Origin of the sequence: Lactobacillus sp. wkB10 (genome assembly GCF_000760615.1) — a bacterium.
Taxonomy (GTDB): domain Bacteria; phylum Bacillota; class Bacilli; order Lactobacillales; family Lactobacillaceae; genus Lactobacillus; species Lactobacillus huangpiensis.
In genome coordinates, this window is the sequence record NZ_JRJB01000006.1 from 22,161 (window position 1) to 45,904 (window position 23,744).

The window sequence follows — 23,744 nt, forward strand, 5'->3', positions numbered from 1 at the left end:
CTTTTTTCATGGTTAGGTAATAAAAATGTTAAATGGTATTTTAGTGATAAATAAGGATAAGGGCATGACAAGTGCCGATGTTGTCTATCATTTACGTAAAGTTCTGCATATTAAAAAAATGGGTCATGCAGGTACTCTTGATCCTGACGTTACAGGAGTGCTACCAATTGCAATTGGTCAGGCCACAAAGTTAATTGAATTGATGCACAAGGAAAATAAGAGCTATGTTGGGCAAGGAATTTTAGGTTTTGCTACTGATAGTTACGATACCAGTGGGAAAAAAACAGAATTCAAAAAAATTACTAATGAAATTCAAGGAACTCAAATTCAAGAAGCTATGCATGAATTTGTTGGCAGTATAGAGCAAGTACCTCCCATTTATTCTGCCGTCAGAGTGAATGGCAAGCATTTATATGAATATGCAAGACAGGGTATTAAAGTTGAGCGACCAAAACGACAAGTTGAAATTTTTTCCTATAATCTTACTGATGAACCAAATTTTGATGAAGAAAATTGTCAAGAAACTTTTGATTTTAAAATTGAATGTAGTAAAGGGACCTACGTTCGTTCTTTAATAAATGATTTGGGAACAAAACTTGGGGTACCGGCAGTAATGAAAAATTTACAAAGAACTTCAAGCTCAGGTTTTAATATTAATCAAGCTGTTAAATTGGCAGAAATTATAGAAAATCCAAATATGGTAAATGAATTGCTTCAACCAATTGACTCTTTTTTTACTAGTTATGTTCATGAGGATATTGATACAGCTCTGTGGTTGAAGGTTAAAAATGGTGCAACGATTTCTTTGAAAACGAATGCAAAAAAAGTGGCATTACGATACAATAATAGAGTTAAGGCAATTTATCAAAAAGATGGTACCATGTATCGCCCTTATTTAATGCTTTTACAAAATGAATGAGTGAATGAAGGTTTTATTATGGAAATTATCCATTTAACATACCCGTTTAAGGAAAATATTATTCCTCAAAGAATAATCCTTGCTTTAGGATTCTTTGACGGTGTACATCGTGGTCATCAGGAATTAATCAAAATTGCAAAAGAAAAGGCAATTCAAAAGCATTTACCATTAGTAGTGATGACATTTGACCGACATCCTAAAGAAATATATCAAAATAAAGAAGTCAGCTATATAGATACATTAGCTGAAAAAGCTTATAAAATGCAGAAACTGAAAGTCGATTTTTTGCTTGTGATGCATTTCAATGATGCATTTAGCAACTTGACTGCACAGGAATTTGTAGATAAGATTATTGTCAAACTGCATGCTGATACAGTAGTAGCTGGTTTTGACTATACATATGGTCCGAAAGAAATTGCCAATATGAAAAATTTCCCTAAGTTTGCTAAGGGAAGATTTGCTATTGTTGATGTTCCAAAACAATCATATGATGGGCAAAAAATAGGTTCTACTGAAATAAAAAAAGCCATCACAAGTGGAAATATGGAATTAGCTGCTAAGTTACTAGGTTTTCCGTACATTATGTCCGGTTATGTCGGTCATGGCTTACGTAATGGGCATAAGCTTGGCTTTCCTACAGCAAATCTAGTTTGGTCCAAGGACAAGGTTGTTCCTAAAATTGGAGTATACGCTACTAAAACCAAGATTAAAGGTAAGTGGTATGACTCTATGACAAGTGTAGGCTATAACGTAACTATTAATGAGGGTAAAAAGCTTTATATTGAATCAAATTTATTTGGATTTGATCAGGAAGCTTACGATGAAAAAATGGTAATTAGATGGTATAAGTATACCCGTGGCGAAATTAAATTTGATAATTTAAAAGAATTAAAAAAACAAATGAGTGATGATGAGGCCGAAATTAAAGCCTATTTTACCAGCATTGGTTAATTTTAAAGGGATAAGCGTTTTTTTTGTAAAAAAGTTAGCACTCAACTTGACATTCTGCTAAAAGCTAGTATCATATTAATTGTTAGCACCTAATAAGTTTGAGTGCTAAAAGTGAGGGCGATATTTATGTTGACCGAACGTCAAGAATTAATTTTAAAAACAATTATCAATGATTTTACGCAGACACATGATCCTGTTGGATCTAAAACAGTCATGAATCAGTTGCCTATCAAAGTTTCAAGTGCAACTATTCGTAACGAAATGGCGGTTTTAGAAGAAAAAGGCTTGATTGAAAAAACTCATTTGTCAAGTGGTCGAGTACCTTCAACAGAAGGCTACCGTTACTATCTTGACAATTTAGTTGAGCCTTTACAGATTTCATCTTCTGTATATAAAAAAATTATTAATCAGCTTGATCAGCCGTTTCATCAAGTTAACGACATTGTTCAGGAAGCTGTTAAGATCTTGTCTGACCTTACAAATTATACTGCATTTGCGGAGGGGCCTGAAAATAGTGATTTAACTATTACTGGATTTCGTATAGTGCCTTTATTTGGCAGACAGATTATGGCTATTCTTGGTACCAGTGATGGTGATGTTCATGATCAGGTTTATAACCTGCCATACAATATTCATGGTGATGACATTGAACGCGCCGTTCGTATGATTAACGATGAATTAGTAGGAAAGACACTAGATCAGGTTACGCCTGAGTTTCTTAAGAAGACTTTAGGACAAAAGCTTAAAGCTGCTCATGTGTCTGAATTAATTGATTTGGTTGAAGATGTGATCAGTGATGCTGCCAGCGAGCAAATGTATGTCGATGGTCAGATTAATTTGCTCAATAACATTTCTTTAAGTGACGTTTCTAATTTGCGGTCATTATATGAAATGATTGAGCATAATGACTTAATTTCCAGTATTTTGGATAACAGGCAAAACTTAAAAAGTGACAGATATCCAGTTCGGGTAAGTCTAGGATCTGAGTTATCAAATGATTTGTTAAAGGATTACAGTCTGCTTACGGCAGAGTACAGCGTTGGTTCTCACGGAAAGGGCATAATTGCTTTACTTGGCCCTGATAATATGCCGTATTCTCAAGTGATAGGATTGCTTGAATATTTCAGAAATGAGCTATCTAAAAAGTTGCTTGATTATTATGGTAGATTTAAATAAAGGAGGTTAGCCGTGAGTAAAGAAGAAATTAACAGTAAAAATTCAAAAAAAGATCAAAAAGAATCAACTGAATCAAAAGAAGTTAAAAAGCATTCTCAAGCTAAGGCTAACGAAAAAAAGAAGTCCGAATCTTTGGAAAGCAAACTGCAACACAATTTGACCCAGTTGCAAAAAGAAAAAGATGATTTAGAAGATAAGTATTTGCGCAGTCAAGCTGAAATGCAAAATATGCAAAATCGCTATAATAATGAAAGAGCGCAACTTATTAAATATGAATCACAATCTTTAGCTAAGGATGTTTTGCCAGCAATGGATAATTTAGAAAGAGCTTTAGCAACAAAGGTTGATGATGAAGCATCAAAGCAGCTTAAAAAGGGAGTGCAAATGACACTTGATTCATTGGTTAAAGCCATGAAAGATCATGGAATCAGTGAAATCACTGCTGAAGGTGTAAAGTTTGATCCTAATTTACACCAAGCTGTCCAAACAGTTGAAGCTGAAAATGAAGATCAAAAAGATCATGTTGTGCGGGTTTTGCAAAAAGGTTACTTGTACAAAGATCGTACTTTAAGACCAGCGATGGTTGTTGTAGCACAATAATTGAAAGGAAGCATATCAATGTCAAAAGTTATCGGAATTGACCTCGGAACTACCAACTCAGCAGTTGCTGTTCTTGAAGGAAAAGAGCCAAAAATTATTACCAATCCAGAAGGAAACCGTACTACACCTTCAGTAGTTGCTTTTAAGGATGGAGAAATTCAAGTCGGTGAAGTTGCAAAAAGACAGGCTATTACTAACCCAAATACTATTTCTTCTATTAAGCGTCACATGGGTGAAGCAGATTATAAAGTTAAAATTGGTGATAAAGCATACACTCCTCAAGAAATTTCTGCTATGATTTTACAATATATCAAGAAATTCTCTGAAGATTATCTTGGTGAAAAGGTTACCGAAGCAGTCATTACAGTTCCTGCATACTTTAATGATGCTCAGCGTCAAGCTACTAAGGATGCCGGTAAAATTGCAGGCTTAGACGTTAAGAGAATAATTAACGAGCCAACTGCATCTTCACTTGCCTATGGCCTTGATAAAGATGCTGAAGACGAAAAAGTTCTGGTTTATGACCTTGGTGGTGGTACCTTTGATGTTTCTGTTTTGCAATTAGGTGACGGAGTCTTCCAAGTACTTTCAACTAACGGTGATACTCACCTTGGTGGCGATGACTTCGATAATAAAATTATTGATTGGCTGATCAAGAATTTTAAAGATGAAAATGGTGTTGACCTTTCTAAAGATAAAATGGCTTTACAAAGGTTAAAGGATGCCGCTGAAAAAGCTAAGAAAGATTTATCTGGCGTATCTTCAACTCATATCTCATTACCATTTATTTCTGCTGGTGAATCTGGACCATTACATTTGGAAGCTGATTTAACTAGAGCGAAATTTGACGAATTAACTGCTGATTTAGTTGATAAAACAAAAATTCCATTTGACAATGCATTGAAAGATGCTGAATTAACAGTTAATGACATTGATAAAGTTATTTTAAACGGTGGTTCAACCCGTATTCCTGCAGTTCAGGATGCAGTTAAGAAGTGGGCCGGTAAAGAGCCTGATCACTCAATTAACCCAGATGAAGCTGTTGCTTTAGGTGCGGCAATTCAAGGTGGAGTTATTTCTGGTGATGTGAAGGACGTAGTTTTACTTGATGTTACTCCTCTTTCCTTAGGTATTGAGACCATGGGTGGCGTATTTACTAAGTTAATTGAAAAGAATACGACAATTCCAACTTCAAAGAGTCAAATTTTCTCTACTGCTGCAGACAATCAACCGGCTGTTGATGTTCACGTTTTACAAGGTGAGCGCCCAATGGCTGCTGACGATAAAACACTAGGTCGTTTTGAACTAACAGACATTCCTGCAGCTCCACGTGGTGTTCCTCAAATTCAAGTTACTTTCGATATTGATAAAAACGGCATCGTTAATGTTTCTGCTAAAGATATGGGTACCGGTAAAGAACAAAAGATTACCATCAAGAGTTCGTCTGGTTTATCTGACGAAGAAATTAAGAAGATGCAAAAAGAAGCTGAAGAGCATGCTGAAGAGGATAAGAAGAAGAAAGAAGAAGTTGATCTTCGTAATGAAGTCGATCAATTAATCTTTTCAACTGAAAAGACTTTGAAGGATGTCAAAGGCAAGGTATCCGATGATGATACTAAGAAAGTTCAAGATGCACTTGATGCTTTGAAGAAGGCTCAAAAGGACAACAACTTGGATGAGATGAAGACCAAGAAGGATGAATTGTCCAAAGTTGCCCAAGACTTAGCAGTCAAATTGTACCAAGCTAATGGTGGGGCTCAAGGTGCACAAGGACAGGCTGGACCTCAAGCTGGTAATTCAGGTAGTGGCTCTGCAGGTGAAGGCGAGTTTCATAAGGTAGACCCAGATAAGTAAAGGGTTTATAATTGAATAAATTAGAAAAGAACTGCCAAAAAAGTAGTTCTTTTCTTTTGTAAAGTTAAGGAGCTTATAGATGGCACAAGAAGATTACTATAGCGTTCTTGGTGTTGATCGCAATGCCAGTGATGAAGAAATTACCTCTGCTTATCGTAAACTTGCCAAAAAGTACCACCCTGATTTAAACCATGAACCAGGTGCTGAGGACAAATATAAAAAGGTTAATGAAGCCTACGAAGTTTTACATGACAAGCAAAAGAAAGCACAATATGATCAATTTGGTTCAGCCGGAGTCAATGGTCAAGGTGGCTTTGGCGGTGCAGGTCAAGGGTATAGTGATTTTGGTGGCTTCGGTGATTTTGGTGATATTTTTAATGACTTCTTCGGTGGCGCTACTGGTGGTGGTCAGCGTAGAGCGAATCCAACAGCACCAACTCGTGGTGAAGATTTAGACTATACTTTGTCAATTGATTTTATGGATGCAATTACCGGCAAAAAGACGCAAGTTTCTTACACCAGGAGCGAAACATGTCCGACATGTAAAGGTAATGGTGCTGAAAAGGGTACACACCCGATTACGTGTGATAAATGTAATGGTACTGGCTACATGACTATAACTCAAAAGTCCATGCTGGGAGTTATTCGGCGTCAGACAGTTTGTGATAAATGTAATGGCAAAGGTGTAATTATTGAGCATCCTTGCCAAACTTGTCATGGCAAAGGTGTAATTGATGGCAAAAACACTATTGAAGTTAATATTCCAGCCGGAATTGATAATGGACAGCAATTACGTTATGAAGGTCAGGGTGAAGCAGGAAAAAATGGTGGCCCTTATGGAGATCTTTATATAAGTTATCGCATCAAACCATCAAGAGATTTCGAACGTAAAGGAACTACTATTTATACTACTGTTCCGATCTCATTTGCGCAGGCAACATTAGGTGATGAAATTAATGTTAAAACTGTGCATGGAGAAAAGAAGTTGAAAATTCCTGCTGGTACACAACCTAATAAAGAATTTACTTTACATGGTGAAGGTGTTCCATATTTGCGTGGAAATGGTAATGGTGATCAAATAACTACTGTTCAAGTACAGATTCCGAAATCGATTAATGAAAAGCAGAAACAGGCTTTGGTTGATTTTGTCAAAGCCGGTGGTGGATCAATAACGCCACAAGAAAAAGGATTCTTTGAAAGATTAAAAGAAAAGTTGCAGTAAAAATTAATGCTATAAAATTATGCTCAAAGGGCTATAAATACTGGTGAAAGATTGATACTGACTTAATAATTAAATCCGATGATCCCTGCTGTGTAAAAAAGAAATCAAAAATTATTTGAGACTTTTCAATGAAAATGGAATGTCAGATAAAAATGGCATTATAAGATATTAGTAGTATTATTTGCAAAGTGAACTAAAGGACTAATTCTTCAACCTTGATGGGATTAGTCCTTTAATTTTGATAAAAAGTTTCTTTATCTTAATTAATTTTATAGGTGTTTGGGAATTTGTTATAATAATAAAGATAGAGTAAAGGGTGCAAATTATTTATGGATATTAAAAAATTACAAGATTACCAAAAACATATTCGCAACTTTTCCATTGTTGCTCATATTGATCATGGGAAATCTACAATTGCGGATCGTATTTTAGAACTGACTGATACTGTATCTGAACGACAACTAAAAAACCAAATGTTAGATGATATGCCACTTGAACGTCAGCGGGGCATCACGATTAAAATGAACTCAGTTGAAATTAAATATCATGCCCAAGATGGAGAGGACTATATTTTTCATTTGATTGACACTCCTGGACACGTAGATTTTTCTTATGAAGTTTCTCGTTCTTTGGCAGCGTGTGAAGGTGCACTTTTAGTAGTCGATGCTTCACAAGGTGTACAAGCGCAAACTTTAGCTAATACTTATTTAGCGATTGATGATGATCTGGAAATAATGCCTGTAATTAACAAGATTGATTTGCCATCCGCTAATCCTGAGCAAGCAAAGGAAGAAATAACTGAAATGCTGGGTTTAGATGCTTCAGAGGCAGTTGAAGTTTCAGGAAAAACAGGCCAAGGAATTAAAGAATTGCTTGAGCGAATAGTAAGAGATATTCCTGCACCACAGGGAAATTTGCAAGATCCACTTAAAGCATTGATTTTTGATTCTAAATATGATGATTATCGCGGGGTAGTTTTGTCCGTCAGAATTGAGGATGGTACTGTTGCACCTGGTGACAGAATCAAAATTATGAATACTGGCAAAGAATACGAGGTTACTGAAGTTGGCGTATCAAGTCCACACCCAGTAAAGAAAGAAATTTTAATTGCTGGTGATGTTGGTTATCTGACAGCAAATATCAAGTCTGTTCGTGAAACTCGTGTTGGTGATACCATTACTTCTGCTGAAAATCCGACAGCTGAACCACTTCCTGGTTATCGCCAAATACCACCAATGGTTTATTCTGGTATGTATCCTGTTGATAATTCCAAATATGACGATCTTAAGGAAGCTTTGCAAAAGCTTCAGCTAAATGATGCTGCTCTGGAATTTGAACCTGAAACTTCGACCGCTCTTGGATTTGGATTTCGTTGCGGTTTTTTAGGCTTGCTTCATATGGATGTAGTACAGGAAAGACTAGAGCAGGAATTTGATTTAGACTTAATTATGACCGCTCCTTCTGTTGATTATCATGCCATTATGAATGATGGTACAACAAAGGTAATTGATAATCCTTCTGATTTGCCCTCAGCTGGTGAATATAAGGAGGTACAGGAACCTTTTGTTAAAGCGGAAGTTATGGTTCCAAATGATTTTGTTGGTCCAGTGATGGAACTTTGCCAGCGTAAACGTGGTGAATTTGTAACTATGGATTATTTGGATAAATATCGAGTTAGCGTAATTTATAACATGCCATTAGCGGAAATCATTTATGACTTTTTTGATGATTTAAAATCTTCCACAAAAGGTTATGCCTCACTTGATTACGAAATTACGGGTTATCGGGCAACTGATTTAGTTAAAATTGATATTCTTTTAAATAAGCAAGTTGTTGATGCTTTGAGCTTTATTGCTCATCGGGATGAAGCTCAGAACAGAGCAAGGCAAATGACATCAATGCTCAAGAAACTTATTCCCCGGCAGAACTTTGAAGTTGATATTCAAGGCGCTATTGGGGCCAAAATCATCTCTCGTGCAACAGTAAAGCCTTACCGCAAAGATGTTACTTGGAAAATTCATACAGGTGATCCTGATAGAAGGGCTAAATTGCTTGAAAAGCAAAAGAGAGGTAAAAAGCGAATGAAAGCGGTAGGTCATGTTGAAATTCCTCAAGACGCTTTTATGGCTGTTTTAAAAATGAATGATGATGACTTAAACTCGAAATAAGAAAGAATTACAAAAAGGCAAAATTTATTAATGATTGAATGGCATGAGCGCAAAAATGAAGAACTAGCCCCTGAATTAATTGAGGAATATCAGCTTAGTCCGATTACGGCTAAGCTGCTTTCTTTGCGTGGAATAAATACTGCAGAGAAAATTAACTTTTGGTTTAATGCAACTGAAGATGACTTGGCAGACCCTTACTTAATGCACGATATGAAAAAAGCTGTTGACAGGATAAATCGGGCAATTGATGCAGGAGAAAGAATAACTATTTATGGTGATTATGATGCAGATGGCATAACTGCTACAAGTATCATGATGGAAACACTTGGCATATTGGGCGCAGACGTTAATTTTTTCATACCTGATCGTTTTCGTGACGGTTATGGTCCAAATCTAGAAGAGTATAAGCGAATAGTAGCAGAAGGTACTAAATTAATTATAACTGTTGATAATGGCATTACAGGGGTTAAAGAAGTAGCCTACGCCAAGAGCAAGGGTGTAGATACAATAATTACCGATCATCATAAATTTCAAGATAAAGTTCCTGAAAGCTATGCGTTGGTTCATTGTAACTACCCTGGCCAAGAATATCCGTTTGATGATTATTGTGGTGCTGGAGTAGCCTATACTATTTGCCGAGCTTTAATGCAGGATTCAATGCCAGAATTATTGGAACTGGCAATGATTGGAACAATTGGAGATATGGTCAAGGTTTCCGGAGAAGGTCATATTATCGTTAAACGCGGTTTAAAAATGCTTAACGAAACTCAACGACCAGGCTTAAGGGCTCTTATAAAAAATGCTGGGTTGCAAATGGGGCATATTGATGAAACAGATGTTGGCTTTAATATTGCACCAAGATTGAATGCTGTTGGCAGACTTGATAATGCTAGTTTAGCCGTTGACTTACTATTATGTGAAAATGACGAAGAAGCTGAAAAAATAGCAGATAAGATTGAAGTTCTAAACGATAAACGTAAAAATTTAACAGCTGAAGTTTATCAATCTTGCGTTAATCAGATTAAAAATAATGGTTGGCAAAGAGATAAAACCTTAGTTTTATATAATCCCAAGTTCAATGAAGGGGTTTTGGGATTAGTTGCAAATAAACTGGTTGAAAAAACTCATAAACCAACTATAGTGCTGACTAAGAATGATAAAGGAATTGTTAAAGGCTCAGGAAGATCTGTAGATGGTTTTAATCTTTTTAATGCCTTAGAGCCTTTGAAGGATAGACTTTTTCTTAAATTCGGTGGTCACGATTTTGCGTGTGGCTTATCTATGACTGAAAGCAAAATTTCCTCGTTACGCAAATCATTTGAGGATAGTTTTACTGGTGTTTTTAATCAAAATATACGATATTATGATTGTGAACTGCCTTTTTCTCATCTGGATTTGAAAATTATGACTGAAATCAAAAGGGTGGGTCCTTTCGGAACAGATAATGTCAAACCCCTTTTTAGTATTACTCATCCGAAAATTAACAGCTGTTTTTACATGGGTAAAGATAAAAGTCATATCAAATTAAGCATTAGTAAAGACAATAATAAAGTTGATGTTATAGGATTTAACAAGAAATTCCTTACAAAAATTCTTTTACCATATATAGATCAGTTATTCATAGAGCTACAAGAAAATTGCTTTCGTAATCAGATAAAATTACAAGGAATTATAAAGGGAATCATTTTTGCAGCACCAAAATTAGCAGTTCCAGAACCAGTTGTTGATTTGCGCAATGAAAAGTATGTGATGGGTTTTGCTGACAGATATTTATTATTTGATAAAAGAAATAAAAATGCTGCTTCCAGTCTGTTTGATATCGACCCTGCAAAAATTGCATTGGTAAATGATTATGATAGTGAAGGTGAAGTGGCCGTCTTTCTTGATGTTCCTCGCAATCAAAAAGAGCTAGATTTTGCGTTGAACAATAATTATGAGCAGCTATACTTACACTTTCTTATGGATCAATTACCCGTACAACATTTACCGTTAAAATCTGATTTTGAAATCTTGTTAAAATATGTATATTCTCACCCTGGTCTAACACTGCAAGATTACCGAAAGGTCGGTAAATTTATAAAATTAAATTACGACAATGTTCTCTTTATTTTACGTGTATTCTTTGAATTGAATTTTATTCAATTAGAAGATAATAAAATATTTGGTGTCAATAATCCTGTTAAAAATAAACTGACAAATTCGAAATATTATCAGGCTACAAAGTCACAGATTGCTTTTATAAATGAATTGCGACAAATGCCTAGTCAAAAATTACTAATGTACGTGAATGAGCAATTAAAGCAACATTAATTTTTCTCGCTTTTAATGCTTTTAAGCACAAAATTTGTTAGAATATAAAGGTCAAATAAGCTTTAGAAAGAAAGTTAAGTTTTTGGAGGTTTTTCTTCTTATGGCAAACGATTTTGAGAAACATATTGCAAGTGTAAAGGATTTTCCGAACAAAGGAATAATCTTTCGGGATATCACTCCTGTCCTACAAGATGGCAAATTGTTTCAGGCAGCTACACACAAGTTAGCTGAATACGTTAAAAGTAAAAATGCCGATATAATTGTTGGTCCCGAAGCGCGTGGTTTTATTGTTGGTTGTCCTGTGGCAACAGAATTAGGTATTGGTTTTGTGCCAGCTAGAAAGCCACATAAATTGCCAAGGGAGGTCGAACGTGCTTCTTATGACCTGGAATATGGTTCAAATAGTTTGGAAATTCATAAAGATGCTATTAAACCTGGTCAGCGTGTTGTAGTGTGTGATGATTTACTAGCTACAGCTGGAACTTTAAGGGCGTGTAAACAATTAATTGAAAACCTTGGTGGAGAGTTGGTTGGTTCTTGTTTTTATATTGAACTACCTGATTTAAAAGGAAAAGAGAAATTACCAGGACTTGACGTATTTTCTTTAGTTAAATACCATGGTGCTTAATATTTATCAATCTTGTTTTTTAAGCATGAGATTTAAAAAATAATAAATATATAAAGTGCTCTTAATAGTTAGATTTTTGTAATCTGCTGTTAAGAGCTTTTTTTATGTTTAAATATTACTTCATATTATAAAAACAGCAAATGATTTAGATTTTAGCATAAAACCAAGATTTCAATAAAATAAAACGCTTTCTGAAATATGAAAAAAACTTTGAATTTTGAGTTAAAATTTTTTACAAGATCATGGCAGCTATATATAATGATACAGTATTTCAAAAAAGGAGAATAGAGTAATTTGCAATTAAGAAAAGCAACAATGGCCGATTTTGACCAAATTATCACTATTTTAAAAGATGGAGCTAATCAATTAGCTGAACATGGAGTAAATCAATGGCAAGGAGATTATCCCTCAAAAGGTCAAATTAAAGAAGACATTGAAAATGGTTGGGCCTTTTTAGCAGTTTCTGAGGATAAAGAAACTGTTGGTGCAATTGCTATAGTAGATGGACCTGACCATGTTTACGATCACTTAGACGGTACCTGGCTGTGCAATACAGATAGATATGTTGTTATTCATCGCGTGGCAATTCACTCTCAACATTCTGGTAAAGGTTATGCTACTAAACTTTTACAGGCCGTAATTGATGATATCAAAACTAACCGTGACGATGTTGATTCAATCAGAATTGATACTCACGAAGATAATAAAGCAATGCAGCACTTGATTGCAAAAATGGGCTTCACAAAAGTTGGTCTTTTACATGGCGTTTATCGTCCCAATGAGATTTCATATGTGTATGAATTAAAAAAGTAAAAATAAAAGATTAAATGTTATTTAAATATACAGAAATACTGATTTAAAAGTAAAAAAATTAGACAAAATTGTTTACTTTGGTTATTTTAAGTATTAATATAAATATAACGAATGTAATTTAAAGCATTTGTTATAAACGTACAACCAGTGAAAGGGGGGATTCAAGGGTCAATTAGTAAAATGGTTATCTATCTTTACTATTGGCTCGCCTCTTATTAAATAATTAACTTTCCTGATTAATTTAACTATTTTTTCCTATTCTAAATTATTATACCAAATAGCATATACAAAACCTTTATACCGGTGTGATGGAAAAGTCAGGAACTCATCGGTAAACCTTAAAAAACCTGATTGCGGAAATTTCCGCAATCAGGTTTTTCTTTATTTAAATTTGAAATTAGCGATTCTTCATTATTGGTTGATAGAATAAATCAATAACAATTGCTGCTATCAAGGCTATGGCGAAAGTAAGTAGTAGGTTCGTCCAGTTTATTTTTGTCATAGCTATACCAAATAATGCTAGAATCACAGTTAGTAGCACGTCTCCTAACTGTGTAAAACCAACGGCTTTAGATGGGTAATCCTGCCAGAAGTATTTTTTTGTTCTGGTGATTAAAACAATAAACATAGCACTCAAAACCAGGTAAACATAAACCATCGTTGAGATAGTACCATGACTCCATCCGTGAGTATTAAGATAAGCAATACCAGCAATACCAATAGCTGTCCAGCCGAAAGCTAATGAAAAAGCAATTTTAGCTAACTTAGCCATATTCCAGTTTTCTGGTTTATAAGTGATGTGAGTTCTATCAGTACCAATCATCATTGTCACCATATTATTCATAATTGTGTAAATAACCATAGCGTTTAGCGCCATTGGAATATAGTTGAAGAAAAGGTAGCCAAAAGTCAAAAGCATCGTTAATTGTGCAGTTCTTGCTAGCTTTGTTAAGGACCAGGTAGTCATTCTTTGATATACTCTGTGTCCAGCATCAAGTATTTTTACTATCGAAGACAGACCGTCATTTAAAAGTACCATTTTACCAGATCGTTTGGCCACATCTGCAGCATTAGAGACCGCTATGCCAACCTCAGCTTGCTTTAGAGCGGGGGAATCATTTACGCCATCACCTGTCATACCTACAATATAACCTTTTTTCTGGAAGAATTTAACCATGCGCAATTTATCTTCTGGTAAAACATCCGCAATACCAGCCAATTTGCTGGTATCAGTCTGGTCAGTGAAATCACGAATAGAAATTACCTCACCTTGCAAGTCAACCTGCTTAGCGACTGCAATAGCAGTTTTCTGGTTATCACCAGTTAGCATAATCGGTTTTACTCCCCGTTTTCTGAGTTCTCCAAGAGCTTCTTTAGAGTCGGATCTTACCATATCTTGCAAAATGAAGACACCGGCTAACTTGTCGTCAATTAATAAAGCTACTGAACGTCCGGCACCAAAATCTATTTCTTTTGCCTTTTCGCTAGCGTCTTTATCAATTAGCGAAAGTTGTTTAAAGGAACCAAGTTTAATATTATGACCATCACAGTTTGCCATTGAATAGCCAGTGCTTGAAGTAAAAGGTGTGAAATCTGATGCAGACTTAATATTTAATCCCTGTTTTTTAACATATTCATCAATCGCAGTATCAATGAGTTTTTTGTTTCTTTGATCCGTAGCAGCTGATGCTAATGTTAAAACATCATTATTATTCATTGAACTGAAATTAGTCCACTGACCCACTGCCGTTTTATTTTCCGTGATTGTTCCTGTTTTATCGAGCAAAATCAAATTAAGGTTTGCTGCATCTTGAATGCCGGTTAAATCAGAAGTTAATACTCCTTCTTTGCTTAAACGGGTTGCTTCAAACGAGTTAGAAAGAGCAAATGTAGAGGGCATTGCAACTGGTATTGAAGCAATAAACATCATTGCTAAAAATGGCAGCATGTTAATCAGATTATTTAGGTCACCACCCTTAAAGAAAGAAGCAATGACAATTACTAAGGTCAGAATTCCGTCAAGAATGCATAAATAGTAAATAATTTTAGTTAACAGTTGTTGCAGGTGACCTGGAGCTGCAGAATTATTAATTAAGTTGATTGTCTTACCGGAACGAGAATCAGCACCTGTAGCAGTGACGATTGCTAAACCATTGCCTTCTGTTACAGTCGTACCAGCATAAGCTGTATCTTGTGGATTTTTCCGCACTGTCCTTGCTTCGCCTGTAATTGAACTCTCATCAGTAGAAATTTGTCCATCAATCAGTTTCACATCGGCGGCCAAAACATCACCAGCCTGCATACTGATTAAGTCACCAGGAACTAAATATTTTGAGTCGATATTCAGCCACTCCCCATCTCTTTGAACCGAAATAGTAGGAGTTAATTTGTGTGAAATATTATTCAGTACTTGCCTTGATTGCCTTTTCTTAGAAGCTCCATTCCAAGCAGCAAAAAGGAGCATTAAAAGCACAAATAACGATTGTATCCATTTTCCTAAGATACACTCTAAAAGTAGAGCGGCTTCAAGAATCCATGCTGACAAATTCCATAACTTGGATAAAAATTCTTTAAAAAAGTTGAATTGAGGTTCAGGAACCTCGTTTAATCCATTTTTCTGCAGAAGTTTATCTGCTTTGGCTTGACTTAAGCCAGTAATTTTTTCAGCCATAATTTTACTTCCTTAGTTATAAATACTTAATTTAAAGTAGCATAAAAATAAGACTTTTGCTAGCAAATTAGATATTATCATTTGCAAGTTTGTTTTAATTTTGTATTTAAAATAATTATGGAAAAGTGTAAAATAGGTATAGTAGTGTATTAGTACACCTGAATTTAAGTATTTCATTTTAAAAAATTCGAATTTAATCGCTTTTAATCTAGGAGGTGGAATTCATATCAGTTAAAAAATTTATTGTAGCTTCACTATTAACACTCACAGCTCTATTTTGTTTACCCTTTTTCGTTCACAATGAGATTACAGATTATTTTAACGTTGCGATTCCTGAAACATATAGTTATGCGCTGGTACCAAAAAATACGCAAAAGTATTTTAATGTTCAAGCCTATGATTCTAAAACCGGCAGAAAGCTTCCATACAAAATAAAAAAAGTAGGAGGCTATGATCTAAGCAGGCAATATATTAAAATTGACCATAAAGGCCAGTATGTGAAAGAAATTAAATATGTTTCCAAAAAGGAATTTCAAAAGAAAGTCCATTCCTAAAAGTTAGATAAAAGGAGATATCATGTTCGAAAAATTTTTGATTCCAGTTTATGTCTTTTTTCTGATTATAACTAACCAAATTCCATTAGATCACAATTCTTGGATTGATAGAGCTAATCCTGCTATTCCAGAAGTAACTAGTTATGCTAAAGTCAAAAAAAATACGCAAAATTATCTAAACGTTCAGGCCTATAATCCTGATACTGGTAAAAAATTACCATATAAAATTGAAAGAGTGGGTGGTTTTGATCCAAGTAGACAATATATTAAGATCGACCACAAGGGACAGTACGTGAGAAAAATTGACTATATCTCCGAAAGTACTTACTTAAAAGCAATTAATCAAAAAGACGACTAGCCATAAAAATAGCACAAAAAAAGCCTGCATTATTGCAGGCTTTTTGAGTTTACAGACTAATCTTTGTCAACACTGTCTGGGAATGTAGCTAAGCGCTCACCTTCACCAAGTTCTTCTTCGATTTCAAGCAAACGGTTGTACTTTTCAACACGTTCTGAACGAGCTGGGGCACCAGTCTTCAATTGACCACCGTTAACAGCAACGGCAAAGTCAGCTATGAATGTGTCACCAGTTTCACCTGAACGGTGAGAAATCATGGTGTTGTATCCGTTCTTACGTGAAAGACGGATAGTTTCCAGAGTTTCAGTAACAGTACCAATTTGGTTTAACTTGATTAATGAAGCGTTACCGGCACCTTCCTTAATAGCTTTAGTCAAAAGCTTAGGGTTGGTACAAATGAAGTCATCCAAAACAATTTGAATTCTGTCTTTGTGGCTTTGAGTAAATTTAATCATGCCGTCAACATCGTTTTCATCATATGGGTCTTCAATTGAAATTAATTCTGGGAACTCGTCAAGTAACTTGTCGTAATATTGAGCTAGTTCTTCATCGTTAAATACTTTACCTTCGAAGTGGTACTTGCCGTCTTCTTTGTTGTAGAAGTAAGAAGCAGCACAGTCACACGCAATGGCAATATCTTCACCAGGCTTGTAACCAGCCTTAACGATAGCGTCGTGTAAAGCTTGTAAAGCTTCTTCAGAGTTCTTCATGTTAGGAGCGAAACCACCTTCATCACCAAGGCCAGTTTCGTAACCCATATCTTCAAGAACCTTCTTCAAAGTGTGGTAAGTGTTAACGATCTTTTCAAAGCCATCACGGAATGAAGTCTTTTTAACTGGAGTGATCATGAATTCTTGAACGTCAATACCATTGTCAGCGTGCTCACCACCGTTAATAACGTTGTGGAAAGTTTGAGGCATTTCAAGGTCAGTTCCGCCAAGGTATCTGTATAAAGGTTGGTGACTGTCTTTTGCTGCAGCAGCTGCAGTAGCCATTGATACGCCTAAAATAGCGTTAGCACCAAGCTCAGCCTTGTTAGGGGTGCCATCTAATTCTATCATTACACGGTCAATGTTTGCTTGATCATGTGGATCTAAACCTTTCAACGCTTTAGCAATTTTAGTATTAACGTTTTCAACGGCTTTGGAAACACCTTTACCGCCTACACGACTGCCGCCATCACGTAATTCAACTGCTTCATTTTCACCAGTTGAAGCACCTGATGGAACTTCAGCTTTACCAACAACACCGTTTGATAAGGTTACAAAAGCCTCAACAGTTGGATTACCACGTGAATCATAGATTTCCAGTGCATGAACATTTTCAATGACTGATTTTAACATCTAAAAACCTCCTAAATAATAAATGCTGTACTAATTTTTATAAGTACATACATTAGTGGAGCACACGCTCCATATTTACATCACAAATTTTAGCTTAAGTTTGTGATTATGTAAACATTTGTAACCGATTTCTAATGTTAAAAAATATTAAAAAATTTTTTATCGCTTTTTTTTGGTATTTGATTTATTATTTAGCTATATATTTTTTTAAATATATAGTTTATTTATATAAGGATACACAAATATGGATAAAGTAAAGTTGATAATAGATTCTGGCTCAAACGACAGGGCAAATGAAAATCTGACTGTAGTGCCGTTAACAATGACAATTGCAGGACAAGATTTTGTTGATGACGAAAATCTTAATATCGATGAGTTCATCAGCAGTATGGAGAAAAATACGGAGGAAGGAAAAACTTCCTGTCCCAGCATTAATGATTGGCTAGAAGCTTTAAAAGGAACTAAATTTGCAATAATGTTGACAATTACTAGTGGCCTTAGTGGCAGTTTTTCATCTGCTTTTCAAGCTAAACAGATATATGAAAAAGACCATCCCGATAGCCATGTAATTGTGATTGATTCAAGGACAGCTGGTCCTGAAATTTCAGTCATTTTAGAGAAAATTCGAGAATTAGTTAATAGCAAAACCCGTTTTGTAGATTTAGAACAGAAAATTTCAGATTATAAAACACACACTCATTTGTTAGTTATATTAAAGTCGCTACATAATTTAGCACTTAATGGACGAATTAATATGGCCGTGGCAAAAGTGGCTAAGGTTTTAAATATAGATGTAGTAGGTACTGCCAGTGATGAGGGTAAACTAGAGCCTTTAGCAAAAGTACGTGGAATAAAGCGTGCTTTTAAAGAGGTGCTCAAATTAATGAGTGAAATGAAATACAAAGGAGGAAATTTAATTATAGATCACTGTAAAAATAAAAAAGATGCTGAAAGTTTAAAAGCAAAAATTTTAGCACTTTATCCAGAAGCAGAGATCAAGATTCGCTCAATGAGCGGACTTTGCACGTTTTATGCCGAGGAAGGCAGTTTGATGGTTGGTTTTGACGATTTGTAATTTAATCGTAAATTAAAAATTATTTTTTTACACTTGTTCTATATATAACAGAAATTTAAAAAAGTTGATTTAACCCTAGTTTAATAAAGCTAGGGCTATTTTTGCAAATTAATGAAAGCGTTTTATTATAAAAGTTTGTGAAGTTAAATTCATCTTCAAAAGCGCTTAACATAGTGCTATAATGAAATTAGATAGCGCTTACATCACAAACCAATATAGTGTTGTCTAATAAGTTTTATCAAGTTCTATGTTAGAAAGTGAGAGAAATCAATTTGGCATTTGTTGAGTTGATTTCATCGGAGGAATAAAAATGGATATACTTAAAACAGTCCTTGCGATCATTCCTATCGTTTGGCTGATACTTTCCTTGGGTGTTTTTCACATTCGAGGAGATTTGTCGTGCTTAATCGGCTTTGCTTTATCAATAATTCTCAGTATTGTCGGTTTCAAATTTTCGTTTTCAAACAGTATCACTGCCGGAATTGATGGCATAATTATGGCTTTATGGCCAATAATTTATGTTATTATTTCTGCTCTGTTTATCTACAATATCAGTAGAAAATCAGGAGGAATGGATACAATAATGTCTATGTTAACTTCAATTACTAAGGACATGAGATTCTTAGTATTGATCTTAGCATGGGGATTAGGCGGATTTTTGGAAGCCATTGCTGGTTTCGGTACTGCGGTAGCTATCCCTGCAAGTATCTTAATCATGCTGGGAATGAGTCCAATTAAAGCTGCCGTGGTCTGTTTAGTTGCAAACACTGCTCCTACTGCTTTTGGTGCAGTTGGTCTGCCAGTAACAACTCTGGCTAAAGTAACAGGACTGGGGGTAACTGAATTAGGTTACTTAATTGCTATACAATTATTTGTTTTGATGATGCTAGTTCCATTCGTTTTGGTCATGATGACAGAAGGCAAGGGACTTAAGTCATTTAAAGGAAAGGGTGTTTTGGTTTGCACCTTGGTAGCTGGCTTAACATTTGCAGTTCCGGAGATTTTCATTACTAAATATTTAGGACCTGAACTACCATCAATTGTAGGTTCAATAGTTTGCCTTCTATGTTTAGTAATTATTATTAAGAAATACAGCAGTATAGATGAAACTGAGTCTGCTAGTGATGAAAAAGACGATAAAGCTCCTATTTCCACTGCTGAAAAAATCAAGGCTTGGGTACCATTCATTTTGGTATTTTGCTTTATCATTTTTACTTCATCAATGTTCCCAGCAATCCATAATGCATTGGCAAGCGTTAAAACCAGTTTCCACTTTTACAATGGTGCAAATGCCAAGCCGGTTGACATTGACTGGCTGTCATCACCGGGTACTTTAATTTTATTGTCAAGTATCATTGGTGGTGCTATTCAAGGTTTGTCATTTAAGGAAATGTTTTCCGTTTTGACCAGTACGATCAAGCAATTGGTTAAAACGATTATCACGGTTTGTTCTATTGTGGGATTGTCCAAAGTAATGGGCTACAGTGGGATGATTGATGTCATCGCGGTTAGTCTCGTAACTTTGACTGGCGCATTTTACCCAGTAATTTCACCAATCATCGGTGTATTAGGAATCTTTATCACTGGTAGTGATACTTCAGCCAACGTCCTCTTTGGTGAGCTGCAAGTACAAGCTGCCCACGCGCTGAAAGTAAGTCCATACTGGCTGGCAGCTGCTAACATGGTTGGTGCTACCGCTGGTAAGATGCTTTCACCACAGAACATCGCAATTGCTACAGGAGCAACAGGTCTTGAGGGTAAAGAAGGAGTTATTCTTAAGAAAGCTTTGCCGCATTGTGCATGGTATACATTGGTATTATGTGTGATCGTGTTTGCATTAGGAAAAGTGCTTAGTTTCCTATAATTGTTAAAAAATTATCGATAAGCGAAAAAACAACCCTAAACCAAAAGTTTGGGGTTGTTTTTAAATAACCATTAAAAGTAATTGTTGAGATACACTAAAGCAAAAGACAGCTAGAGAAGTAGCCCCGATAATATCTGATGGAAAGTGTGCTTTAAGACTGATACGAGAAATGACAACCATTAGCCAAATTGCAACTAAAATCCATAAAAGTCTATTACCTAATTGTCCTGCAAAAAGTCGCCAGATGATTAAAGCCATAACAGTACTTCCTAGGACATGACCACTTGGAAAACTATAGCCTTCTTCTAAATCTGAATGTAGGATTGGACGTTTTCTGCGCATCCATTTTTTTAAAAAGATACCAATCAGATCAGTAAAGCCCAAAGTGAATAATGCCCAAAAAGCTAGTAAACTTTCATTATTACTGATTAAAAAACTTGCCAGAAATACATCCAAAACAACTAAAAGTTTGGGATCGTTTATAAATGCAATAATCTGCCAGCCGATTCCGTCGCGTCTTCTGATTAATTTATGATGAAGCCAGTGATCAAATAAATTGAAACGTCGTGAATTTCTGACATTAAAGATAAGTAGTATTAGTATTAGAGCAGACAATGTTGCTACCCAAAAGTTAATATTCAAATCGAATCCCTACCTATAATTTGTATTCGATTGTATTTTAACAGTAACGAGATAAAGCGTAGAAATTAAAATCTACTCTTGAGCAAAACTTAAGATTTGTAATTTAAAGGAAATTCAGAATTTGAACTTTACTAAAATTAGTTTTAGCAAGGTAATTACTTTAAAAAAAGCTTGACTTTAATTAAAACCAACTTAAAATTATCATTATCAAGTTAGGGCGTAATTTAGGAGGAAAAAATGAATAATAATCACACTTCTAAGCAAGAGACTGTGGGTGAAGCTATACGTGATATTGCTCACCATGAACATAACTTTGCTTTAGCTGATAATTCTACTAACCATCTTGGTGATCTCGTTATTTATGGCACCCTTTATCTTTTTACACTTTTATTTTCTGATATTTGGTTTGACTGGCTGTTTGTATTGTTAGCAGTTGTTGCAATCATTAGCGTAATCCGTTATCAAAACTTCTTGCGACACAAGGTTGATTCTCAAAAAATGACATTGTATTTTGTAAATACTAGTATGATTTCAACTGGGGTGAGGTCTTTTGTAATCGGAAATGCACCATTACTAGCTCTTAGTATGCATACTCAGGGAAAATTTAACTTCTCCATTTCTTTGCTGGTTGGCTTAATTACTGCTTTGATTGGAACAACTTGTCAATATCATTACCTGACTAATCATCAAGTCATTGACAGGCAAAAGGAATCACCAAGCAAGACCTGCAAAAAAGCTTTTGATTTTAGTATTAAAAGTTGCAAAAAGGGTTATGTCAACCAAGGCTTTTTCTTTGATATTGCGTGTGGTTTTGCACTTTTGGCAAATCATTTTTCTTATAAAGAATTCATCTTAGTTAAATTTGAAGCTTGGCAATTTGTTTTAATTACTATTTTAATAGTATTGGGTACAATTCTATTTCAAAGGTTTTTACACAATAAAGTTGATACAAATAATATAAGTAAAGGCTTTAAGTGGGGTACTTTATTAATGACGGCTGCGCGCGGCTATTTGATAGCCATTGCACCATGGGTTGCAGTGTGTCTGTTCACGGGCAATTCAATCAATTGGTTAGCGGCAAACCTCTTAGGTATATTTGTTGCACTTATTGGAACTGGATTGCAATATAAATATTTACATAAAGTCAGAGTCTTTTAAATGCAGAGCTAAGTATGAATATATTTGACCATGAAGACACTGATACAAAGATAAGCCAGTAAAAGTAATTTCTTTTACTGGCTTTTTTAATATTGAGGGCAGATTTGCCTATAAAGTTCGATTCTATGAAGTTTTAGATAATTAGCTTGAATAAAAAGCAATTTATGCAATAGTGATGTGAACCCAAAATTAGGACACTTTATATAAGCTGCTAACTGAGGACTACCTTCCAATATTCAATCCGAGTTAGTCCTTTTAGTTTGATCCTGATTCTTTTCTTATTATAATACTCAATGTAGTCTCTGATTGCGTCTTCCAGTTCATTCAGATTTTTAAAACTTCTTTTCAAATCCATAAAAAATTTTCCGTTTAAGTATGACAAGTTAGGCCATCCAGTGCTGGATACCTGAGCGAAGCCTGCCTTAACATGTCTATAGCAAGTTTAAGAATTAAGCAACGAAATAGTAAAGGAAATAATCTTATGGATACAACCGTCAAGAATAGGCGTCAAGTAAGTCTTCTGTCCCTTGATATTGAACTCTATCGCATTTGAATACCAAATATGATTGGGATAAAATACACTGAAGTTTGTTTTAAGCAAGATCAGATTGGCAAAAAACAAAGTAAAGGAAAAAGAATCAAACAGTTTATTAGCAGCTTGATTCTCTTTAATTCACTCCTTATCAACACGATCTGACAAAGAACTATTTTATATGAAATAAAATATTTGTAAAGTTGTCAGAAGACTGTCCGATGGCAACTGACTATTTGCCCAATTGTTTCTTATAATTACCTTTAGTTTGATAAGAATAATCATGCTTTATTTTGTTTCTTGTATAGACAGAGAAATATCCCATATTGTAATATGATTTCATTATATGTTTGCCATAAATTTTTCTTTTGGATAACCAAAAAGAACCAACTTCTTGATAATGATAGTTAAACTTATTCAAGACATAATAGGGTCTGCCATTTTGCTTATAGCGCGTGACATGTAATTTTTTATATCCTTTTTTATTCAAGCTACAAAGGACTTGACCATTTTGTATAAATGCATGTTTAGTAATCTTTATATGATTCCATTTGTTATGCCCTTTATATTCGTACCAAGTACCTCTTAGTTCTGTGGGAGTAGCATTATGCCCTACATATTTGGCCTCTACTTTTGAAGAAAAGACCAGTCCAGTTGTTACTAATATTAATATAGAGACTAATATTACCAATGTTTTCTTTAATTTCATTTTATTCTCACCTTCCGTTAAATTTTATCACTGAAATAAAACGCCAGCAATTTATAATTTTATAATAATAAAGCCTGATTCAAGCGTCTTTTTATAAATTTATCCGTATTGATTCGACTTATAAATTTAGCCCTCAGACTCAAAATTTTTATAAACTTATAGAACTTTATTCCTTGTCAAGCTAACGTTTTAGATTC

At 34.9% G+C, this 23,744-nt stretch carries 19 protein-coding genes and 1 pseudogene; 15 read left to right on the forward strand and 5 right to left on the reverse strand.

Annotation, left to right across the window (positions count from 1 at the left end; all coding sequences use genetic code 11):
• Positions 1-25: 25 nt before the first annotated feature.
• The 10 genes from truB (at position 26) to LACWKB10_RS04990 (ending at position 12,641) form a co-directional block, all read left to right on the forward strand.
• Positions 26-919 (forward strand): tRNA pseudouridine(55) synthase TruB, encoded by an 894-nt coding sequence (gene truB, locus LACWKB10_RS04945; RefSeq protein ID WP_034979541.1) that lies wholly within the window; start codon positions 26-28, stop codon positions 917-919.
• Positions 920-937: 18 nt separating this feature from the next.
• Entirely contained in the window at positions 938-1,870 is a 933-nt protein-coding gene (gene ribF / locus LACWKB10_RS04950; protein WP_034979544.1) for a riboflavin biosynthesis protein RibF, read from the forward strand.
• Positions 1,871-1,996: 126 nt separating this feature from the next.
• Positions 1,997-3,046, forward strand: a complete 1,050-nt coding sequence (gene hrcA / locus LACWKB10_RS04955) for a heat-inducible transcriptional repressor HrcA (protein WP_034979547.1) — start codon at positions 1,997-1,999, stop codon at positions 3,044-3,046.
• 12 nt (positions 3,047-3,058) lie between these two features.
• The gene (gene grpE, locus LACWKB10_RS04960; protein WP_034979551.1) at positions 3,059-3,646 is read left to right on the forward strand and encodes a nucleotide exchange factor GrpE; all 588 of its coding nucleotides are present in this window, start codon (positions 3,059-3,061) and stop codon (positions 3,644-3,646) included.
• Between the two features lie 18 nt (positions 3,647-3,664).
• Positions 3,665-5,500 (forward strand): molecular chaperone DnaK, encoded by a 1,836-nt coding sequence (gene dnaK / locus LACWKB10_RS04965; RefSeq protein ID WP_034979554.1) that lies wholly within the window; start codon positions 3,665-3,667, stop codon positions 5,498-5,500.
• Between the two features lie 79 nt (positions 5,501-5,579).
• On the forward strand, positions 5,580-6,722 hold the full coding sequence (dnaJ, locus tag LACWKB10_RS04970; RefSeq protein WP_034979557.1) for a molecular chaperone DnaJ: 1,143 nt from the start codon (positions 5,580-5,582) through the stop codon (positions 6,720-6,722).
• A gap of 329 nt (positions 6,723-7,051) precedes the next feature.
• Complete coding sequence (lepA, locus tag LACWKB10_RS04975; protein WP_034979560.1) at positions 7,052-8,890, forward strand: translation elongation factor 4; 1,839 nt, start codon at positions 7,052-7,054, stop codon at positions 8,888-8,890.
• A 33-nt stretch (positions 8,891-8,923) separates the two neighbouring features.
• The gene (recJ, locus tag LACWKB10_RS04980; protein WP_034979832.1) at positions 8,924-11,200 is read left to right on the forward strand and encodes a single-stranded-DNA-specific exonuclease RecJ; all 2,277 of its coding nucleotides are present in this window, start codon (positions 8,924-8,926) and stop codon (positions 11,198-11,200) included.
• 100 nt (positions 11,201-11,300) lie between these two features.
• Positions 11,301-11,828 carry an adenine phosphoribosyltransferase gene (locus LACWKB10_RS04985; protein ID WP_034979564.1) on the forward strand — a complete coding sequence of 176 codons (528 nt, stop codon included), beginning with the start codon at positions 11,301-11,303 and terminating at the stop codon, positions 11,826-11,828.
• A 294-nt stretch (positions 11,829-12,122) separates the two neighbouring features.
• A complete protein-coding gene (locus LACWKB10_RS04990; RefSeq protein WP_034979566.1) occupies positions 12,123-12,641 on the forward strand; it encodes a GNAT family N-acetyltransferase in 519 nt (172 codons plus the stop codon).
• Positions 12,642-13,038: 397 nt separating this feature from the next.
• On the opposite strand, the gene LACWKB10_RS04995 is transcribed toward LACWKB10_RS04990, so the two are convergent.
• Positions 13,039-15,312, reverse strand: a complete 2,274-nt coding sequence (locus LACWKB10_RS04995; RefSeq protein WP_034979569.1) for an HAD-IC family P-type ATPase — start codon at positions 15,310-15,312, stop codon at positions 13,039-13,041.
• 215 nt (positions 15,313-15,527) lie between these two features.
• On the opposite strand from LACWKB10_RS04995, the gene LACWKB10_RS05000 reads away from it, so the two are divergent.
• Entirely contained in the window at positions 15,528-15,866 is a 339-nt protein-coding gene (locus LACWKB10_RS05000; protein WP_052060289.1) for a YxeA family protein, read from the forward strand.
• Between the two features lie 22 nt (positions 15,867-15,888).
• The gene (locus tag LACWKB10_RS05005) at positions 15,889-16,224 is read left to right on the forward strand and encodes a YxeA family protein (RefSeq protein ID WP_034979572.1); all 336 of its coding nucleotides are present in this window, start codon (positions 15,889-15,891) and stop codon (positions 16,222-16,224) included.
• 56 nt (positions 16,225-16,280) lie between these two features.
• On the opposite strand, the gene eno is transcribed toward LACWKB10_RS05005, so the two are convergent.
• The gene (gene eno, locus LACWKB10_RS05010) at positions 16,281-17,567 is read right to left on the reverse strand and encodes a phosphopyruvate hydratase (protein WP_034979575.1); all 1,287 of its coding nucleotides are present in this window, start codon (positions 17,565-17,567) and stop codon (positions 16,281-16,283) included.
• 244 nt (positions 17,568-17,811) lie between these two features.
• Between eno and LACWKB10_RS05015 the strand changes: the two genes are divergently transcribed.
• On the forward strand, positions 17,812-18,642 hold the full coding sequence (locus LACWKB10_RS05015) for a DegV family protein (RefSeq protein WP_034979578.1): 831 nt from the start codon (positions 17,812-17,814) through the stop codon (positions 18,640-18,642).
• A gap of 310 nt (positions 18,643-18,952) precedes the next feature.
• Entirely contained in the window at positions 18,953-20,506 is a 1,554-nt protein-coding gene (locus LACWKB10_RS05020) for an L-lactate permease (protein ID WP_235191499.1), read from the forward strand.
• A gap of 60 nt (positions 20,507-20,566) precedes the next feature.
• Here LACWKB10_RS05020 and LACWKB10_RS05025 read toward each other — a convergent pair whose 3' ends face one another.
• The gene (locus LACWKB10_RS05025) at positions 20,567-21,142 is read right to left on the reverse strand and encodes a phosphatase PAP2 family protein (protein WP_369792486.1); all 576 of its coding nucleotides are present in this window, start codon (positions 21,140-21,142) and stop codon (positions 20,567-20,569) included.
• 243 nt (positions 21,143-21,385) lie between these two features.
• Between LACWKB10_RS05025 and LACWKB10_RS05030 the strand changes: the two genes are divergently transcribed.
• Entirely contained in the window at positions 21,386-22,306 is a 921-nt protein-coding gene (locus tag LACWKB10_RS05030) for a hypothetical protein (protein WP_034979585.1), read from the forward strand.
• Between the two features lie 211 nt (positions 22,307-22,517).
• Here LACWKB10_RS05030 and LACWKB10_RS09985 read toward each other — a convergent pair.
• Both LACWKB10_RS09985 and LACWKB10_RS05035 read right to left on the reverse strand, forming a co-directional pair.
• Positions 22,518-22,683 (reverse strand): annotated as a pseudogene (locus LACWKB10_RS09985) (IS3 family transposase); the annotation flags it as partial.
• 387 nt (positions 22,684-23,070) lie between these two features.
• Positions 23,071-23,547 carry a hypothetical protein gene (locus tag LACWKB10_RS05035; protein ID WP_034979588.1) on the reverse strand — a complete coding sequence of 159 codons (477 nt, stop codon included), beginning with the start codon at positions 23,545-23,547 and terminating at the stop codon, positions 23,071-23,073.
• Between the last annotated feature and the right edge of the window lie 197 nt (positions 23,548-23,744).

Bases quoted from the DNA above. Each gene is read 5' to 3' on its own strand.
- lepA (WP_034979560.1), top strand. From the start codon at position 7,052: ATGGATATTAAAAAATTACAAGATTACCAAAAACATATTCGCAACTTT.
- dnaJ (WP_034979557.1), top strand. From the start codon at position 5,580: ATGGCACAAGAAGATTACTATAGCGTTCTTGGTGTTGATCGCAATGCC.
- eno (WP_034979575.1), bottom strand. From the start codon at position 17,567: ATGTTAAAATCAGTCATTGAAAATGTTCATGCACTGGAAATCTATGAT.
- LACWKB10_RS05035 (WP_034979588.1), bottom strand. From the start codon at position 23,547: ATGAAATTAAAGAAAACATTGGTAATATTAGTCTCTATATTAATATTA.
- truB (WP_034979541.1), top strand. From the start codon at position 26: ATGTTAAATGGTATTTTAGTGATAAATAAGGATAAGGGCATGACAAGT.
- dnaK (WP_034979554.1), top strand. From the start codon at position 3,665: ATGTCAAAAGTTATCGGAATTGACCTCGGAACTACCAACTCAGCAGTT.
- ribF (WP_034979544.1), top strand. From the start codon at position 938: ATGGAAATTATCCATTTAACATACCCGTTTAAGGAAAATATTATTCCT.
- LACWKB10_RS05005 (WP_034979572.1), top strand. From the start codon at position 15,889: ATGTTCGAAAAATTTTTGATTCCAGTTTATGTCTTTTTTCTGATTATA.
- LACWKB10_RS05020 (WP_235191499.1), top strand. From the start codon at position 18,953: ATGGATATACTTAAAACAGTCCTTGCGATCATTCCTATCGTTTGGCTG.
- LACWKB10_RS04995 (WP_034979569.1), bottom strand. From the start codon at position 15,312: ATGGCTGAAAAAATTACTGGCTTAAGTCAAGCCAAAGCAGATAAACTT.
- hrcA (WP_034979547.1), top strand. From the start codon at position 1,997: ATGTTGACCGAACGTCAAGAATTAATTTTAAAAACAATTATCAATGAT.
- LACWKB10_RS04985 (WP_034979564.1), top strand. From the start codon at position 11,301: ATGGCAAACGATTTTGAGAAACATATTGCAAGTGTAAAGGATTTTCCG.
- LACWKB10_RS05030 (WP_034979585.1), top strand. From the start codon at position 21,386: ATGAATAATAATCACACTTCTAAGCAAGAGACTGTGGGTGAAGCTATA.
- LACWKB10_RS05015 (WP_034979578.1), top strand. From the start codon at position 17,812: ATGGATAAAGTAAAGTTGATAATAGATTCTGGCTCAAACGACAGGGCA.